This is a genomic window from Cupriavidus sp. 10L45 (genome assembly GCF_056395225.1).
Genome location: NZ_JBFTJC010000007.1, coordinates 174,562 through 193,090 on the forward strand (window position 1 = coordinate 174,562; position 18,529 = coordinate 193,090).

The window sequence follows — 18,529 nt, forward strand, 5'->3', positions numbered from 1 at the left end:
ATCTTACGCGTTTGGCGGGGTTGTACGTATCTTGCCAAACTTGCACCGATCCTGCGCTACTTACGCACGCAATGACACAGAATCCCCGCCTGCTGGCCGCCGTCGACATGGGTTCCAACAGCTTCCGCCTGATGATCGGGCGGGTGGACGAGACGCCCACGGCCTCCGGCCCTGCCAGCCAGATCTTCCAGGTGGATGCCCTGCGCGAGCCGGTACGACTTGCCGCCGGTCTGACGCCTGACAAATACCTGGACCAACCCGCGCGACGACGCGGCATCGACGCGCTGCGCCGCTTTGGCGACCGCCTGCGCGATTTCTCGCCAGAACACGTGCGTGCGGTGGCCACCAACACGCTGCGCGTGGCCAAGAATGCTTCCGAATTCCTGATCGAGGCAGAAAGTGCGCTCGGCTTCCCGATCGAAGTGATCGCCGGGCGCGAAGAGGCGCGGCTGATCTATCTCGGCGCCTCGCACGATGCGCCAGCCTGCCAGGGCAACCGGCTCGTGGTCGACATCGGCGGCGGTTCCACCGAGTTCATCATTGGCAGCGGCTATCAGTCGAAGCTGATGGAAAGCTTGTATATCGGATGCGTGTCGCACAGCCGTCATTTCTTTCCGAGCGGCAACGTGGATGAATACGCGTTCAAGCAGGCCGAACTGGCCGCGCGGCGCGAGATCCAGGTGCTGGTGCGTCAGTACCGCGCGGCGGGCTGGCAGCAGGCAGTGGGCTCGTCGGGCACGGCACGCGCGCTGGCCGAGCTGATCGAGCTGAACGGCATGAACGACAACCCGGCCGAGCACGGCATCACGCGCGAGGGCCTGGAGCGGCTCAAGCGCGCGCTGATCAAGGCCGAGAACGCCAATCGTGTGAAGCTCGCGGGCCTCAAGGCCGACCGCATCCCGGTGCTGCCAGGCGGCCTGTCGATCATGCTGGGCGTGTTCGCCGAACTCGACGTGGACCGCATGGACGTGACCGACGGCGCGCTGCGGTTGGGCGTGCTGTACGACCTGCTCGGTCGTAGCCACCACGAGGACATGCGCACGGTCACCGTCGACCAGTTCATGCGCCGCTACGCCGTGGACCGCGCGCAGGCGAGCCGGGTAGGGCAGGCCGCGCGCGATCTGCTCGCCCAGTTCCCCGATCCGCCCAACGAGCGCCGCGACGACAACCTCGCGCTACTGGGCTGGGCCGCGAGCCTGCACGAGATCGGCATGTCGATCTCGCATAGCGGCTATCACAAGCATTCGGCCTATATCGCCACACACGCGGACATGCCGGGCTTCTCGAAGACCGACCAGGCGCGGCTGGCGACGCTGCTGCTGGGCCATGCGGGCAAGCTGGGCAAGCTCTCTGGCAGCGGCAAGTTCGTCGACTGGCGCATGCTGTTCAGCCTGCGTCTGGCTTTTGTCCTGTGCCGGCGCCGTGCGGACGTGAAGCTGCCCCAGATCGAGGTCAGCCAGCGGTCGGATGCTCTCGATGAGGGTTTCGAAGTGCGGCTGCCTAAGGTGTGGATCGATGAGAACCCGCTCGTCGAGTACAGCCTGGCGCAGGAGTCCGACGAATGGGAGCGCGTGGGCAAGCGCTACAAGGTGGTGTACGTCTGATTCGGCAGTCTTCCGAGCGGCCAGTTAAAAAGGCGACCCCGTTCCCGGAGTCGCCTTTTTTCATGCCGATGAAATGTGCCGTTTCGATCGGGGAGCCGACAGGCTTCGGTCGCGGACTCAGCCGCGGTTGAGGCCCAGGAAATGGCGGGCGTAGCGCGGGTTCATGTCGCTCACGCGCAGCAGCGTCAGGAAGTCGGCTACGTTGAAGTCGGGATCCCATGCCGGCTCGCCGCAGATCTTCGCGCCCAGGCGCAGATAGCCCTTGATCAGCGCCGGCGGTTCCACGTCGAGCGCCTGGTTCAGGTTTTCCACCGGCAGGCGAGTGCGCGGGAAGGCGTGGTACTCGATCGGTGCCAGGAACTTCTCGGAGAACAGACGATGGAGGCTGGCCGCGTAGTGGCCGCCGTCGCTCATCGGCACGCTGGCGCAGCCGAGCATCGACTCGAGGTTGTAGCGTTGCAGGTATTCGCCCAGCCCGGCCCAGAGCGCCATGATGACGCTGCCCGAGCGGTAGTCGCGGTGCACGCACGAGCGGCCCAGCTCCAGCATCTTGGGGCGCAGGTGCGCCAGGCGCACGAGGTCGAATTCGGATTCGGCATAGAGGCAGCCGACGCGCTTGGCCTGGTGCGGCGGCAGCACGCGGTAGGTGCCCACCACGCGCAGCGTTTCCTGGTCGCGTACGATCAGGTGGTCGCAATAGGCGTCGAACATGTCGACATCGGTGCCATTGGACGACGACTGGAGCCGTGCGCCCATTTCTTCGGCGAAGACCTTGTAGCGCAGGCGCTGCGCCTCGGCTACTTCGTCCTGGTGACGTGCCCACGCCACACTGAAAGCAGGCGCTGGAGCTTGTGCATGGGTTTGGTGCTGTGCTGGCTGACGAGGAAGACGGCTCCGCGCCGACTGGCCGGAGCGGCCAGTGGGCAAAGCGTCAAACAGCGGCTGGGTAGGCGTCGGAAGGTCGCGCATGTATGTCCTTTCGGTGACGAAACGGCTTCGAAACAATGTAGAGAGGGCTGGTGACAGTGCCGTGAAGCAGTGATGACGCTTCCATGACGTCCCTCTGTTGGGCGGCGCACCGGCGACTCTAGCCAGCGGCCTCCCGTGTTTCCATCGTCGTTATCCGAAAAAAGGACCGGTATTGCAGTTTGAAAACCTTGCCTCGGAATTGAGGCAGATCCGTCGCGAATCTGCCGCATCGTCCTAGAGGAAATCGGGACCCGTGACGGCGCGCAGGACGACCTGGGCCTCGGTGTCGCGCGTGCGTGCGGACAGCCACCAGATGCCGCTCTTCTTCACGCTCCAGCTGATTTCGTGGCCCGCCAGCAACAGGCTGGCCAGGCGGCCGATCCATGGCTGGTGGCCCACGACCACGGTGTGCTCGTGGCCTTGCGGCCAGTCGATGGCGGCGAGGATGGCGCTGACATCGGCGCCGGGCGCGAGGTCGGGCAGGACTTCCACCTTGCTACTGAGTGCGCCAGCGGTCTCGCGCGTGCGCAGGGCCGGGCTGCAGACTACGCGATGATCGGCGGGCAGATGGGCGCGCAACCATGCGGCGGATGCCTCGGCCTGCTTGCGGCCACGCCGCGTGAGGGGGCGTTGCAGGTCAGCGCTGCGCGAGAGGCTGAGGGGGTCAGGCAAGTCCTCGGCTTCGGCGTGGCGCCACAAGATCAGATTCATGTTGGCAGGTATTCGTTGTGCCTTGAGTATGGTAAAGCGGGTAGCCCAAGGCAAGACGCGGGGCGCGCGTCGTCAAACGAATCGCCAGAAACAAAACGGGCCGCCCGAAGGCAGCCCGTCAGTGTCGGCGGGGGCGATGTCAGCCGCGTGACAGCGGCGCTCGCCCGATCGGCGCGAACTCAGGATTTGTGGCGGAAATTGATGCGGCCCTTGGTCAGGTCGTAGGGCGACATTTCGAGGGTCACGCGGTCACCGGCCAGAATGCGGATACGGTGCTTCTGCATCTTGCCCGAGGCGTATGCCCAGATTTCCACGCCGTTTTCCAGCGTGACGCGATAACGGTTGTCGGGCAGGGCTTCCGACACCACGCCGCCAAATTCAATGAGTTCTTCCTTAGCCAATCTGTTTTCCTTTGCGGCAGCCCCGAGAGCTGCGTAAGTTTTTAGGGAATACGTGTGAAGCGCCCGATGGATCATCGGGCTGGACCGTGCCATGGCGCGGTCCTGTGCGTCTCGGGACAGGCGGGCAAGGTGTTTCCGGGTCTGGCCGGCCGCGACATACCCCGAATCTGGGGGTGCGGCGCCGAAAAATCCAGTGTGCCTGGCAGCACGGACCCGGTTACAGGGCATGCTCAGATACCCCGGAACTGACGCGGGATTATAGCACGTTCGGCGGTGCAGCATGCCCTGCGGCCGTCGGCCGGGCGCCATGAAAAAAGGGCCTACGCCGAAGACGTAAGCCCTTGATTCCACCACTTGTTCTACTGCCTAAAACACCTTGCAAAACTGGTCGGAGCGATAGGATTCGAACCTACGACCCTCTGATCCCAAATCAGATGCGCTACCAGGCTGCGCTACGCTCCGAAGCCGGCGATTCTAGCCCGGGACGGCTCGTGCGGTCAATCACGGCGTGCAATAAGCATTCCTGATGCCAAAATGTGACGTCATCGCCGCTGCGCCCAACACCCCGCTTCAGCGGGGCGCTTTAGGCTTGACTTGGTTCCGGGCGCTGACATAATCCGCACACCGCAAAGGTCCGACCGGCGCACGTCGCCGGGTTGCTGTTCCCATCCGGACCCGGTCCCGACTATCACAACAATGGTGCGCCAGCCGCCGCGAGCGACGCGAGCGGCGCGGCAGTGCCTGAGCCACGCCCCACCGGTGCCCTTGCGGCCACCGGCTGCCCAGGGCGCCCGGAACCTGCGGAAACAAAACAGGACGGCCATCGCAGGCCGCAAACAGAAGGTGGTTTCCCAGTGCCGCGCGGAGCACTTGGCGATGCCTTTGTGAACGGGAAGGAAGATGTTTCAGTCGCAGGTGGTAGTGCTGATCGCAGGCCTGTTTGCGCTGCAGATGGCGGTCGTCTGTGCCGTGTTGCGGCGCGCGCCGGGCATGGAGCGCAGCGGGCTGACCTCATGGGCGTTGGGGGACCTGATTGTCACGCTCGCGGTGGTGCTGCTGGCGGCCCATGCGTGGCGTCCCGAATGGCCACTCCATGGCCTGCCCGAGCTGGCGTTGAGCGTGGGATTGTCGATGATGGTCTACGGTACGCGCCATTTCGTCGGCAAGCCGGGCCGGGGCAGGGTGCTGGCCATCGCCAACCTGCCGGCCCTGGTCGCGGTGGGGGCCCATGCGGCCAGCCACCTCGCGCCGGCCACGCTGCCGGAGTCGGCGGCGTTCGGGGTGTCGCTCTCGCTGGCGGCCGCCTGTATTCAAATACTGTTGTCGATCGAGATCATCCGCATCACGGCGCCGTGCGTGGCGGAGAAGCGGGGCACCGGGCGGCTGGCCGCGCTGTGCCTCTGCTTCGTGGCGCTGGCCTGTGCCGCCCTGGCAGCCATGCAGGCGCTGCCGATGCTGGAGGCGCTGGGCCAGGTTCGCCCGCACGCGCCGGTCGATGCCGATGGCGGCGTCACAGTCTGGTTCGTGTTCGGCGTAGTGGGGTTGTCGGTCAGCTTCGCGCTGATGGCACACGACCGGCTGCGCCGCATGCTGGAGCGCCGTGCGCGGCACGACGACCTGACCGACGTGCTCTCGCGCGGCGCGTTCTGGGAGGAACTCGAGCTGGCCTGCAAGCAGGCGGAACGCACGCGCCAGTCGTTCACCGTGGCGTTCATCGACCTCGATCACTTCAAGGCCATCAACGACCTCTACGGCCATCTGGCCGGCGACAGCGTGCTGCGCCACTTCGCCGGCCTGCTGCGCAAGGCAGCGCCGGCGGGTGCGGTGCTGGGGCGACTGGGCGGCGAGGAGTTCGCCATCGTCCTGCCCGATACCGCGATGGAGGCGGGCCGCGCCGTGAGCCTGCGCCTGAACGCGATCGTGCGCGGCGCGCCGTGCCCCTCGGAACCGGACCCGATTGCCTACACCGTCAGTATTGGCATGGCCGAGCGGCAGGCGGGCGAGAATGCCGATGCCGTCATGCGTCGGGCCGACCGCGCGCTGTACGACGCCAAGCAGATGGGCCGCAACTGCGTGTCGTCGCACGACAGCGGCGAGCCGGTCGGCATGCCGCGCCGGCCCCGTGTGCGCGAACGCGAATCCAACTGATTTCGCGCGCGCGGTGGAGTAGAATGCTGGCCTTGCCGCCACGGCAAGGCTCGTGGCGCCCCGGCCGCCCTTAGCTCAGTTGGATAGAGCACTCGCCTTCTAAGCGAGCGGTCAGAGGTTCGAATCCTCTAGGGCGGGCCAAGTCTTCACGCGGAAGGGTTCACGGCGGCGCCGTGCTTTCCACCTCCAGGGCGGGCATCCAGCTACCGGGTGCCGGCGCCCGCCGTACCGTCCCTCTTACCGTTGCCCGTCGGCCCACCAGTGGCCGCGCCAGCGCGACGCTGATCCCGGTCAATTCCCATACCGTCTGATCGTCCACCTGCAGCACAGCCATGGGGTGGGGCGCATTGCCGATGATCCGAACCTCGCCCGTGAGCGCGATGCGCGCGCCCACCGCCGGAGGCGGCGTCGCCCCGACGCAGGCGGCGAGGCAACCGGCGGCCGCCATCACCAGAAGGCCGCGCTTCGTCACCCCCCTCATTGGATGACCACCGACAGCGCGGTGCCGGGCGGCACGCTCACCCGTTCGCTATAGATCCCATGCATCGCCGGCCGGACGATGGGAATGCTCGCATACGGCTGCAGCTGCGTCGGCACGGTTTGCGTCAGCGCGCGGAGTCCGGCCAGGTTCTGCGGATCGATCACCGGCAGTCGCAGCGCGCCATCGACGCGCGCCGGAAAACCGTAGCCAGCGGGGCTGTCGGTGGCCCGCATCAGCGACCCGGCGGTCGCCGAGAAGCGGCGAAGCTGCTCGCCGAGTCCCGCGCCGGTAGCTTCGGCCCGGATCGCCGCATCAAGGACTTCCAGTGACTTCTCGCTGCTCACGTCGCGCAACAGCCGCGAGAAGAACCCAGCGCCAAGCTGGCGATTGAGAAACCCGCCCAGCGAGCCCGACACCGAATAGCTCTCGCACGTCTCCCCGAACGGCTCCCACGTGGTCAGGCTGCAGTTGTACATGCCGTTGCGGATCCTGACGTAGTCGCGGAACCGGACATCGCGAATATCGTTGACGGCCGGGTCGATGGCGTGCCCGGCGAAGTCCTCCATCATCATCGCGGTGGCTTCGTCGAGCCAGGTATCGAACAGATACTTCGGGCCGTGGCCAGCGCCCCGGCGGTAGAAGTTCTGCAAGTGCATGCCTTCGTGGGCCATGGTGCTGGCAGCCTGCTTCAGCGCGGCGTCGCCCGCCGCGTACAGCGATTCCGAATTCAGGAAGAAGCCCACCGCTTCGTTGCTATGAGGGAGTCCGGCGCTGCGCCGGATCACGTCGCGCGAATAGAAATAGCCCATCAGCCGCGCGGACGGGTTGTCGCTCGTCAGCTTGAGGATGACGATATCGAGCGGCTGGCCGGCACCCGGGATCAACTCCGCATACCCATGCGCGCCCCAGAGCGGCCCGCCGACGTGCGTCAGCAGGTCATAGACCTTGCCCGGCCCCAGGAAACTGGCGGCAAGCGCGTCGATGGTGGCGTCACTGACTTTTGCAGGACCGCGCTCGGCATCCTCGATCCAGAAATTGACGACCGTGCCGTCGCTGGCCTGTGACTGGCGCAACAGCGTCGCCATATGCGGCTGGTCTTCCGCGTCATGCCAGGTGCGGGACTCGTTGAGCACGACCTGCCGCGGGGCGATCCGAGCTTCCCGCGCCTCCAGCGCTGCCAGCGGGCGCGTGGCTGCCAGCCGGGCCCAGCCATGGGCGTTGAATTCGCCGACGCGCCGCATGACGGCGCTGTCCTCTCCATCGAGACGCCACGTCTTGCCGACCGCCGACGCGGATGCCTTGGGCACCAGCGGGAGGGCCGGCATCGCCTGCGGCTCGGCGCCCTGATTGGTGAAGACCAGCGTGACGTCGTGTCCGGAGAGCCCCCGGATATTGACCGGCACATCGACCGGGGCGGCCGTGGCGTTCACATGCCGCCAGACCCCCACGCTGGTTCCGGCATACGTATTGGCGTCCAGCGCGCCACAGCCGGTGCACGCCACCGACAGCAGGTCACCCGGAGGTTGGGGCGCCGTCGGGGCAGGTGGGGTGGGTGGGATGGGCGGCGCAGTGGGGTGGTCGGACCCGCCATCACCCCCGCATGCGGCAAGGCCGCCAACCATGCAGCACGCCAAGGCCAGCTTCTTCATCATGACTCCTTTCCTCTTCGTATGGGAAAGGAAGCTTTTTCCATGGACCGCCGGCTAGGCGCTTGATCTGAATCAGCGGGCCGCAGAGATTCGCAATTGTTCTATCCGAAGGCCCCCGCGAGACATTGCGGGTTGGAACATTTCCCACTTTTTCGCCTATTCTTGGGAGGCGCTTGATGCTCCGCATTGATGCCAATGTGACGCCCTATTGGCAGGACTCTCGGCAGGATGATTGGTAGGCAGCAGCGCGCAAGATCAACCCCTCACCCGGTTTCGGCGCTCATGGGTAACAGCCAAAGCCCTCAAATCCTGTGGCAGGACGGCGAGCACGTTTTCTGTCGAGGCCAGCGCCCGGGCAATGACGGCGCCGACATCGTCCTGATCGTCCGGCCCGCCGCCGACTATCCATCGTCCGCCAGTCTCGACCGCCTTGCTCACGAATTCAGGCTGAAGGATGAACTCGACAGCGCGTGGGCGGTGCGGCCGCTCGAGCTTCTGCGCGAGGATGGCCGGACCTCGCTGGTGCTGGAAGACCCGGGCGGCGAGCCGCTCGAGCTGCTGCTCGGCGCGCCCATGGAGACGGGCAGGGTCTTGCGCTTCGCTGCCGGCATCGCGGCGGCGCTGGGCCAGTTCCATCAGCGCGGCCTGGTCCATAAGGACTTCAAGCCTGCCCATGTTCTCGTGAATGGCACGGACGGACGCGCGCGACTCACCGGCTTCGGCATCGCCTCGCGGCTGCCGCGCGAGCATCAGGCACCCGAGCCGCCCGAAACGATCGCCGGCACGCTCGCCTACATGGCGCCCGAGCAGACCGGTCGGATGAATCGCTCCATCGATTCGCGCAGCGACCTTTATTCGCTCGGTGTGGTGATCTACCAGATGCTCACCGGTGTCCTGCCGTTTTCGGCGAGCGAGCCGATGGAATGGGTGCACTGCCACATCGCCCGAAAGCCGATGCCGCCCAGCGAGCGCCTGACGTCGATACCGGCCCCGCTTTGCCAGATCGTCATGAAGCTGCTCGCCAAGACGGCGGAAGAGCGCTACCAGACTGCGGCCGGTGTCGAGCAGGATCTGCGACGCTGCCTGGCTGCCTGGGAGAGCCATCGCCAGATCGATGGTTTCCCGCTTGGCGAGCACGACACGCCCGACCGTCTGGTGATTCCCGAGAAGCTGTACGGCAGGGAGCGCGAAGTCAACAGGTTGCTGGCGGCCTTCAACCGCGTGATCACGCGCGGCGCACCGGAACTTGTGCTGGTCTCGGGATACTCCGGCATCGGCAAGACCGCCGTCGTCAACGAGTTGCACAAGGTACTGGTGCCGCCACGGGGGCTCTTTGCCGCAGGCAAGTTCGACCAGTACAAGCGCGACATTCCTTATTCGACCTTGGTGCAGGCGTTCCAGAGTCTGGTGCGGCCGCTGCTTGGTAAGCGGGACGCCGAACTGGCGAGCTGGCGCGCCGCGCTGCTGGAAGCCCTGGAGCCGAATGCACGGCTCATGACCGACCTCATCCCCGAGCTGAAGCTCATCATCGGCGAACAACCGCCGGTGCCGGAGCTTGAGCCGCAGCAGGCGCAACGCCGCTTTCAACTGGTCTTACGCCGATTCATCGGTGTCTTCGCCCGGCCGGAACACCCGCTGGCACTCTTCCTCGATGATCTGCAATGGCTGGACACGGCAACGCTCGACTTGCTGGAGGATGTGCTGGCGCGGTCGGACTTGCAGCACCTGATGGTGATCGGCGCCTATCGGGACAATGAGGTGGATGCCGCCCATCCCCTGACRCACAAGTTGCAGGCGATCCGGAGCGCTCGCGGAACGGTGGAGGAGATCACCCTGGCGCCGCTTGGCCGTGAACACCTCGGGCAGCTGATTGCCGATGCCGTGTGCTGCGACACGACGCGCGTGGCATCGCTGGCGCAGCTGGTGCATGAGAAGACGGCCGGCAATCCGTTCTTCGTGATTCAGTTTCTCTACGCGCTGGCCGAGGAGCGCTTGTTCCACTTCGACCATGACACGAAGGGCTGGTCCTGGCATCTCGATCGCATTCATGCCAAGGGCTACACCGACAATGTCGTGGATCTGATGGTGGGCAAACTGAGCCGTCTGCCGAGCGAGACACAGCAGGCGTTGCAGCAGCTGGCCTGCCTCGGCAACATCGCCGAGATCACGATGTTGTCCACCGTGCTGGTGATTCCGGAGAAGGAGGTCCATGCGGTGCTCTGGGAGGCCGTCCGCCTGGAACTGGTCGAGCGGCTGGAGGGCGCTTACCGGTTTATCCATGACCGCGTGCAGGAAGCCGCCTATTCGCTGATCCCGAAAGCGATGCGCGCCGAGGTGCATCTGCGGATCGGCCGCTTGCTGGTCGCCCGAACGCCCATCGGGCAGCAGGAGGCCGCGATCTTCGAGATCGTCAATCAGCTCAACCGCGGCGCTGCGCTGATCACGGCGCAAGCGGAGCGGGACCAGCTCGCCGGGCTCAACCTGATGGCGGGGAAGCGTGCCAAGGGTTCTACCGCCTATGCCTCGGCGCTCACCTATCTCAATATCGGCGTGGCGCTGTTGGGGGAGGATAGCTGGGAGCGCCAGCACGAGATGCTCTTCGCGCTGGAGCTGAACCGGGCCGAATGCACCTTCCTGACCGGTGAACTCTCGGTTGCGGATGAGGAATTGGCGGCACTGTCAGGTCACGCCGCGACGACGGTCGAACAAGCCATCGTGGCCTGCCTGCACATGGATGTCTGCCTGGTGCTCGATCAGAGCAGCCGCGCGATCAATGTCGGCCTCAATTGCCTCCGGAATTTCGGCATCGATTGGTCACCCCATCCGGACGGCGACGAGGTACGGCGCGAATACGGGCGCATCGGGTCGGCGCTTGAGGATCGGGAAATCGAGGCGCTTATCGACATGCCGCTGATGGAGGACCCTGCCTCCCTGGCCACCGTCGATGTGCTGATGAAGCTCTGGACGCCGGCCTTGTACACCGATGAAAACCTGGCTTCGCTGACGATCTGCAAGGCGGTCGGCCTGAGCCTGGAGCACGGCAATTGCGATGCTTCGTGCTTCGCCTACGTCATCCTCATCCGCATTGCAGGGCCGCATTTCGGCGACTACAAGACGGGGTTCCGGTTCGGTCAGCTTGGCTACGACCTCGTGGAGCGGCGCGGGCTTAAGCGCCTCGAGGCGAGAACCTTTGTTTGCTTCGCGCTGTTTGTCGTGCCCTGGATGAAGCACGTGGGGGCTTGCCGTGATCTGCAACGCCGCGCCTTCGATGCGGCAAACCGCGTCGGGGATCTCCAGTATGCAACCTACACGCGCAACGATCTGAACTCGAACCTGATCTTCTCCGGCGATTCGCTGTGCGACGCGCTGGCCGAAGCCGAGCACGGCCTGGCGTTCGCCGAGAAATCGCGGTTCGGTCTCGCCATCGACATCATCGCCACGCAAGTCGCGCTGATGCGCACGCTGCGGGGGCTCACGCCCAAGTTTGGTTGCCTCGACGACGCGCAGTTTGATGAGGCGCGGATCGAGCGGCGTTTCTCGGAGAACCCGGATCTGGCGATTGCGGCGTGCTGGTACTGGATCCGGAAGCTACAGGCGCGCTGTATCGCCGGCGACCACGCGGCGGCCATGGACGCCGCTGCGAAGGCAAAAGGCCTGCTCTGGACCACGGCCTCGTTTTTCGAGGAAGCCGAATACTATTTCTATGGGGCGCTGTCGCACGCCGCCTGCGCCGATGCCACATCCGGCGATGCGCGGCAAGCGCACCTGACGGCGCTGGCTGGGCATCACGGGCAACTGACGGTCTGGGCGGAGCATTGCCCGGAGAATTTCGAGAATCGCGCCGCGCTGGTGGGCGCGGAGATCGCCCGGATTGAAGGCCGCGAACTTGATGCGATGCGGCTCTTCGAACTGGCGATCCGCTCGGCGCGCGCCAACGGTTTCGTGCACGTGGAAGCGCTCGCCAACGAGCTTGCCGCGCGATTCTACGCGGCGCGTGAGTTCGCGGTCATCGCCGAGACCTACTTGCGCCATGCGCACTACAGCTACCTGCGCTGGCGAGCCGATGGGAAGGCGCGGCAACTTGAGCAGATGCACCCGCACCTCAGAACGGAAGCGTTTGCCCCCGGCCCGACGGGCACGATCACGACGCCCGTCGAACACCTTGATCTCTCGACCGTGATCAAGGTGTCGCAGATGGTCTCCGGTGTGATCGTCCTGGAAAAGCTGATCGAGATGGTCATGCGTACGGCGATTGAGCAGGCGGGCGCCGAACGCGGGGTATTGATCCTTCCGGATGCCGGCGAACAGCGGATCACTGCGGAGGCAACGATCGACGGGGATACGGTGGCCGTGCATCTCCACGACCAGCCCATGACCGATGCGGTGCTGCCGGAGTCTGTCCTCAACTACGTCCTGCGGACGCGGGAGAGCGTCATCCTCGACGATGCCGTGGCGGATCCCACGTTTGCGGCCGATCCTTACATCGCACAGCATCGCGCCCGTTCCATTCTCTGCTTGCCGCTGATGAATCAGGCGAGGCTCACTGGCGCGCTCTATCTCGAAAACCATCTCACGACCCGTGTGTTCACTCCCGCCCGCATTGCGATCCTGAGGCTGGTGGCCTCGCAGGCCGCGATTGCGTTGGAAAATGCCCATCTCTACCGCGAACTTGTGGAGCGTGAGGCGAAGATTCGGCGCCTTGTCGACGCCGACATCATCGGGATCGTCGTCTGGACTGTGGAGGGCGACGTTCTCGAGGCCAATGATGCGTTTCTTCGCATGGTGGGATACGCGCGCGACGATCTCATCGCAGGTAGCGTGCGCTGGACGGACCTGACACCACCGGAATGGCGCGAGGGCGACGAGCGCGTGCTGCAAGAGATCAGGGAGATGGGAAGCGCGCCGCCGTTCGAGAAGGAGTTTGTCAGGAAGGACGGCAGCCGCGTGCCCGTCTTGATCGGTGCAGCCACCTTCGAAACCGGCCGAAGGGAGGGCGTCGCTTTCGTGCTCGACCTGAGCGAGCGCAAGCAGGCGGAGGAAAGTATCCGGGAGGGCGAGCGACGCTATCGCGAGGCGCAGACGGAACTGGCCCATGCGAACCGCGTTGCCACAATCGGGCATCTCGGGGCCTCGATTGCGCACGAAATCAAGCAGCCGGTCGCTGCGACAGTGACCAATGCGCACGCAGCCGTGCGGTGGCTGAGGGCCGAGCCGCCCAACATCGACGAGGTCAGCGAGATACTGGGTCGCATCATCAAGGATGGCAATCGGGCGGTGGACATCATTGGCCGCATCCGTGAACTGGTGAAGAAGGCGCCGCCCCGGAAGGAGCCGCTGGACATCAACCAGGCGATCCGCGAGGTGGTCGAACTTACCCGTGCCGAAGCACGGAAGCACGACACGCTGGTGCAGACGCATCTCGCGGACCCGTTGCCGCTTGTGCAGGGAGATCGGGTCCAGTTGCAGCAAGTCCTCCTCAATCTGCTCATCAACGCCATGGAAGCGATGAGCGGCGCGAGCGACGGCGCGCGGGACTTGCTGATCAGTACGGAGAAAGCGGAGGGGAACTGCGTGCGCGTGGCGGTGAGTGATTCAGGGCCCGGCTTTGCGCCAGACGACCCCGAGCGCATCTTCGCTCCCTTCTACACGACCAAGTCCGCCGGGCTGGGGATGGGGCTGTCCATCTGCCGTTCGATCATCGACGCCCATGAGGGTCGAATGTGGGCGAGTGCGAACGTGCCCCACGGTGCGGTCTTTCAGTTCACGGTGCCCGCGGAGCCGGGCACGTCATGGTGATCCCCTGAACGGGTATCTCAGGCGATGACCGTCGGCTATGCGGCAGCCTCCTCGCGCAGGCGACGGGCTTCGTCGCGCAGGAATTGCTGGTAGTCGTCCAGATCGCCGTCGAAAGGCTCGACGCCGCCCTTGGTGACCAGCCAGAACTCATCGCATACAGCGCGCAGCAGGGCCCGGTCGTGACTGACCAGCATCACCGTGCCTTCGAATTCGTTGAGCGCCATGCCGAGCGCTTCGCGTGTGGCCAGGTCGAGGTGGTTGGTCGGCTCGTCGAGCAGCAGCAGGTTGGGGCGCTGCCACACGATCATGCACAACACGAGCCGCGCCTTTTCGCCGCCGCTCATCGTGTGCACCGCCTGATGCACCATGTCGCCACTGAAACTGAAGGTGCCGAGGAAGGTGCGCAGGGATTGCTCGGTGCCACTCTGGCCGGGGGCGCGCATGTGCGGCGGCGTGTCCTTGGCAAGGCGGATCATGTGCTCCATCGGCGTGTCGAGCGGGCGCAGCACGTCGAGTTCCTGCTGTGCGAAGTAGCCGATGTTCAGGCCCTTGCCTTCGCTGATTTCACCGGCAACCGGCGCCAGCGCGTGCGCCACCGTCTTCACCAGCGTGGACTTGCCCTGGCCGTTCGCACCGAGAATGCCGATGCGCTGCCCCGCCAGCACGGAACGGTTGATGCCCTTCACGATGACCGTGGGCGGCGTGCCCGGGAGTGCGTCGGTCGGCGCCGGGTAGCCGAAGCTCGCGTCCAGCATCGACAACAGCGGGTTCGGGACGTTGAGAGGCTCCTTGAACTCGAACGTGAATTCCGCATCGGCAAGCACAGGGGCGATCTTCTCCATGCGTTCGAGCGCCTTGACTCGGCTCTGCGCCTGCTTCGCCTTCGAGGCCTTGGCCTTGAAACGGTCGATGAATTTCTGCAGGTGGGCGATCTTGTCGGCCTGCCTGGCCACCGCGGCCTGCTGCAATAGAAGCTGCTCGGCGCGCATGTCTTCGAACTTGCTGTAGTTGCCGCCGTAACGCACGAGCTTGGCGTTGTCGACGTGCACCGTCACCTGCGTCACGGCGTCGAGGAACTCGCGGTCGTGGCTGATCACCACCATGGTGCCCTGATAGCGCTTGAGCCAGGCTTCCAGCCAGACCAGTGCGTCGAGGTCCAAGTGATTGGTCGGTTCGTCGAGCAGCAGCAGGTCGGACGGGCACATCAGCGCGCGCGCCAGTTGCAGGCGCATGCGCCAGCCGCCGGAGAAGCTGTTGACCGGCTGGCTAAGCTGCGCACCACTGAAGCCAAGGCCCAGGATCAGCGCCTGGGCACGTGCGGGGGCATCGTGTGCACCAGCGTCGTGCAGGGCCATATAGGCGTGCGCCATGCGCATGCCATCGTCGCTGGCCTCGGCGGCGTCGACTTCGGCCTGCGCGGCCAACAGCACGGTGTCACCCTCGACGACAAAGTCGGTAGCGCTCTGCTCGGTCTCCGGCATCTCCTGCGCAACCTGGCCCATCCTCCACGCAGCAGGAATCGAGAACTCGCCGCTGTCTTCGTGCAGCGTGCCGTTGAGAAGGGCGAAGAAGGACGACTTGCCGGCGCCATTGCGGCCGACAAGACCGATCTTTTCGCCGGGGTTGAATGTGACGGACGCGCGGTCGAGCACGACATTGACGCCGCGACGCAGCGTGACATTACGAACGGAAATCATGGGGAGCCACTTCGGAGAGGACTGCCATGATAGCCGACCGGGCGTGTGACGGTTGTTATTTGTTGCGGTGCAACAATAGCAATCGGCGGAAAATCGACGATGAACGCCCAAAAAAAAAACGCCCCAACTGGGGCGCTCTTGATGGCCGCGGGCCGCGCGCCGGGATTACGCCCCCACGCCCCCCGCGCCGACGATGTTGAAGCCACCGTCGACGTAGGTGATCTCGCCCGTCACGCCGCTGGACAGATCGGACAGCAGGAAGGCTGCCACGTTGCCGACTTCGTCGATCGTCACGTTGCGGCGCAGCGGGGCGGCTTCCTCGAAATGCCTGAGGAGCTTGCCGAAGTCCTTGATGCCGGACGCAGCCAGCGTCTTGATCGGGCCTGCCGAGATGCCGTTGGCGCGGATCCCGCGCTCGCCCACGGCTTCGGCCAGGTAGCGCACGCTCGCCTCGAGCGACGCCTTGGCCAGGCCCATCGTGTTGTAGTTCGGAACCACGCGTTCGGCGCCGAGGTAGGTCAGCGTGAGCAGCGATGCCTTGTCGGACAGCAGCGGCAGCGCAGCCTTGGCCAGTGCCGGGAAGCTGTAGGCCGAGATGTCATGCGCGATGCGGAAGCCTTCGCGCGACAGCCCGTCCAGGAAATTGCCGGCGATGGCTTCGCGCGGCGCAAAGCCGATCGAATGCACCAAACCGTCGAATTTTTCCCAGCGCTGCCCCAGAGCGGCGAAAGTCGCGGTAATCTGCTCATCGCTGCCCACGTCGCACTCATAGATCATGTCGGAGCCGAATTCCTTGGCGAAGTCGCTGATGCGGTCCTTGAAGCGTTCGCCGACATAGGTGAAAGCCAGCTCGGCGCCCTCGCGCTTGCACGCGGAGGCGATGCCATAGGCGATCGAGCGGTTGGACAGCAAGCCGGTGATCAGGATCCGCTTACCTGCCAGAAATCCCATAAATTCTCCAAGATATGTGAGGGTGGGGCGGGCATGTTTCATGCTCGGCCCCCGGGGCCGGTGCACGACGGGTAAAGTTCCCCGCAGTTTGTTGCGCCGCGCAGAGGGAATGTCCGGATGGCTGGGGGCCACCCGGACGCATGTAAAATTGTCGCACAACTTCGCCCGGCCACAAGACGCCGGGCATGTCCAGGTCAGAGTGGAGGTCTGCAACGGGATGCCTATTCGCGCACGTTGGCCGCTTCAGGCGGCAGGGCAGTGCTTTCGTCGTGGCGCGGTGCTGCAGAAGGTGCGGGGGCTGGCGCCATTGGCGCTTTGGATATGCGTGCTGGCCTCGGGTTTTCCCGCATTGGCGCATGCCGCGCACGGGATTGCCCTGCACGGCGACCTCAAGTATCCGGCCGATTTCAAGCAATTCGACTACGTCAACCCCGATGCGCCCCAGGGCGGCACGCTGACGCTGGCCAACCCGGACCGGCGCACGAGCTTCGACAAGTTCAATCCGTTCACGCTCAAGGGCACCTCGGCGCCCGGCCTGACCGCGCTGATGTTCGAATCGCTGTTGATCAGTAGCGCGGACGAAACCGCCAGCGCCTATGGCCTGCTGGCCGACGACGTCACCGTGGCGCCCGACGCGCTGTCCGTGACCTTCCGCATCCGACCGGAGGCGCGCTTCACCAATGGCGACCCGGTCATGGCCTCGGACGTCAAGTACTCGTACGACATGCTCATGAGCAAGTCGGCCAGCCCCGGCTACCGGAGCATGTGTACCGACGTGAAGGCCGTGGTCGTGACCGGCGAGCGCACCGTCCGCTTCGACTTCAAGCAGCGCAACACGGAATTGCCGCTGATCGTCGGTTCACTGCCCGTGTTCTCGAAGAAATGGACCGCCAAGGTGCCGTTCGACAAGCTGACCTTCGAGGAACCGATCACCAGCGGCCCCTACGTCATCGACCGCTACGACGCCGGTCGCGGCATCATTTTCAAGCGAAACCCGAGCTATTGGGGCAAGGATCTGGCGGTACGGCGCGGCACGTTCAACTTCGGCCGCGTGGTCTACCGGCTCTATAAGGACGAGACGGCCAAGCTGGAGGCGTTCAAGGCCGGCGAATTCGATGCCATTGTCGAATATCGGTCGAAAAACTGGGCGAAGAGCTATGTCGGCACGCGCTTCCGCAAAGGCGAGCTGATCAAGACCGAATTCCCGCACCGCAACGGCGCCGGCATGCAGGGTTTCGTGATGAACATGCGCAAACCGGTGTTCCAGGATGTACGCGTCCGCCGCGCGCTGATCCTGGCGCTGGACTTCGAATGGCTGAACCGCCAGCTGTTCTACGGCGCGTACAAGCGGCTGGACAGCTGGTTCTCGAACAGCGAGCTGGCCGCCAGCGCGACGTTCGACAGCCGCCCGGGTCCGGGCGAGATGGCGCTGCTGGAGCCGCTGCGCGCCCAGCTGCCGGCGGAAGTGTTCGGCCTCGATGTGGTGCAGCCCACCACCAACGCACCGCGCTCGCTGCGCGACAACCTGCGCGAAGCCCGCCGCCTGCTGGCCCAGGCCGGCTGGACCTACGAGGACGGCGCGCTGCGCAACGCCAAGCGCGAGCCGCTGGTGTTCGAATTCCTCGATGACGGCGGGGCGATGAGCCGGGTGATCACCACCTATGTGCGCAACCTGGAGAAGCTTGGCATCGAGGTGCATCAGCGCACCACCGACTTTGCGCTGTATCAAAAGCGTCTCGAGGATTTCGACTTCGACATGGTGTCGATCCGCTTCCCGGACTCGCAAAGCCCCGGCAACGAGCTGCGCGACCGCTTCACGACCGAGGCCGCGACCACGCCCGGCTCGGACAACCTGTTCGGCGTGAAATCGCCTGCCATCGACAAGCTCGTGGACCACGTGCTGCACGCGCACACGCGCGACGAACTCGTCACGGCGGGTCGCGCGCTGGACCGCGTGCTGATGCACGGGTACTACATCGTGCCGAACTGGTACAGTGCCTCGCATCGCGTGGCCTATCGCAATACGATGTCCTACCCGACCCGCCTGCCGTACTTCTATACGGCGGAGGGCTGGGTTCTCTCCAACTGGTGGCGGAACGATCTGACGCCGAAGACCCAATGA

General features: G+C 65.2%; 11 protein-coding genes and 2 tRNA genes. 5 read left to right on the plus strand and 8 right to left on the minus strand.

What is annotated here, in order from left to right; genetic code table 11:
* The first annotated feature begins 71 nt into the window (after positions 1 to 71).
* Positions 72 to 1,604: an exopolyphosphatase gene (ppx, locus tag AC1DFU_RS14715; protein WP_092289781.1), complete on the plus strand. Its 1,533-nt coding sequence runs from the start codon at positions 72 to 74 to the stop codon at positions 1,602 to 1,604.
* A gap of 117 nt (positions 1,605 to 1,721) precedes the next feature.
* Here the strand turns inward: ppx and AC1DFU_RS14720 are convergent, their stop codons facing one another.
* The 4 genes from AC1DFU_RS14720 to AC1DFU_RS14735 form a co-directional block, all read right to left on the minus strand.
* A complete protein-coding gene (locus AC1DFU_RS14720; protein WP_441590501.1) occupies positions 1,722 to 2,573 on the minus strand; it encodes a GNAT family N-acetyltransferase in 852 nt (283 codons plus the stop codon).
* Between the two features lie 234 nt (positions 2,574 to 2,807).
* The gene (locus tag AC1DFU_RS14725; RefSeq protein ID WP_092289777.1) at positions 2,808 to 3,284 is read right to left on the minus strand and encodes a SixA phosphatase family protein; all 477 of its coding nucleotides are present in this window, start codon (positions 3,282 to 3,284) and stop codon (positions 2,808 to 2,810) included.
* A 179-nt stretch (positions 3,285 to 3,463) separates the two neighbouring features.
* A complete protein-coding gene (gene infA, locus AC1DFU_RS14730; RefSeq protein ID WP_008641674.1) occupies positions 3,464 to 3,685 on the minus strand; it encodes a translation initiation factor IF-1 in 222 nt (73 codons plus the stop codon).
* Positions 3,686 to 4,070: 385 nt separating this feature from the next.
* Positions 4,071 to 4,147 (minus strand) — tRNA-Pro (locus tag AC1DFU_RS14735).
* Positions 4,148 to 4,585: 438 nt separating this feature from the next.
* Between AC1DFU_RS14735 and AC1DFU_RS14740 the strand changes: the two genes are divergently transcribed.
* Entirely contained in the window at positions 4,586 to 5,833 is a 1,248-nt protein-coding gene (locus AC1DFU_RS14740; protein WP_092289775.1) for a sensor domain-containing diguanylate cyclase, read from the plus strand.
* A gap of 64 nt (positions 5,834 to 5,897) precedes the next feature.
* Positions 5,898 to 5,974, plus strand: a tRNA-Arg gene (locus tag AC1DFU_RS14745).
* Positions 5,975 to 5,993: 19 nt separating this feature from the next.
* Here the strand turns inward: AC1DFU_RS14745 and AC1DFU_RS14750 are convergent.
* Together AC1DFU_RS14750 and AC1DFU_RS14755 are read right to left on the minus strand one after the other, a co-directional pair.
* The gene (locus tag AC1DFU_RS14750) at positions 5,994 to 6,305 is read right to left on the minus strand and encodes a hypothetical protein (RefSeq protein ID WP_255370656.1); all 312 of its coding nucleotides are present in this window, start codon (positions 6,303 to 6,305) and stop codon (positions 5,994 to 5,996) included.
* A gap of 5 nt (positions 6,306 to 6,310) precedes the next feature.
* Positions 6,311 to 7,966 carry a M30 family zinc metallopeptidase gene (locus tag AC1DFU_RS14755; RefSeq protein ID WP_441590500.1) on the minus strand — a complete coding sequence of 552 codons (1,656 nt, stop codon included), beginning with the start codon at positions 7,964 to 7,966 and terminating at the stop codon, positions 6,311 to 6,313.
* Between the two features lie 279 nt (positions 7,967 to 8,245).
* Between AC1DFU_RS14755 and AC1DFU_RS14760 the strand changes: the two genes are divergently transcribed.
* Entirely contained in the window at positions 8,246 to 13,759 is a 5,514-nt protein-coding gene (locus AC1DFU_RS14760; protein WP_441590499.1) for a trifunctional serine/threonine-protein kinase/ATP-binding protein/sensor histidine kinase, read from the plus strand.
* A 35-nt stretch (positions 13,760 to 13,794) separates the two neighbouring features.
* Here the strand turns inward: AC1DFU_RS14760 and AC1DFU_RS14765 are convergent, their stop codons facing one another.
* On the minus strand, positions 13,795 to 15,456 hold the full coding sequence (locus tag AC1DFU_RS14765; protein ID WP_092289769.1) for an ABC-F family ATP-binding cassette domain-containing protein: 1,662 nt from the start codon (positions 15,454 to 15,456) through the stop codon (positions 13,795 to 13,797).
* Positions 15,457 to 15,621: 165 nt separating this feature from the next.
* Positions 15,622 to 16,407, minus strand: coding sequence for an enoyl-ACP reductase FabI (fabI, locus tag AC1DFU_RS14770; protein WP_092289767.1), 786 nt, complete (start codon positions 16,405 to 16,407; stop codon positions 15,622 to 15,624).
* A 217-nt stretch (positions 16,408 to 16,624) separates the two neighbouring features.
* Between fabI and AC1DFU_RS14775 the strand changes: the two genes are divergently transcribed.
* The gene (locus AC1DFU_RS14775) at positions 16,625 to 18,529 is read left to right on the plus strand and encodes an extracellular solute-binding protein (protein WP_092289765.1); all 1,905 of its coding nucleotides are present in this window, start codon (positions 16,625 to 16,627) and stop codon (positions 18,527 to 18,529) included.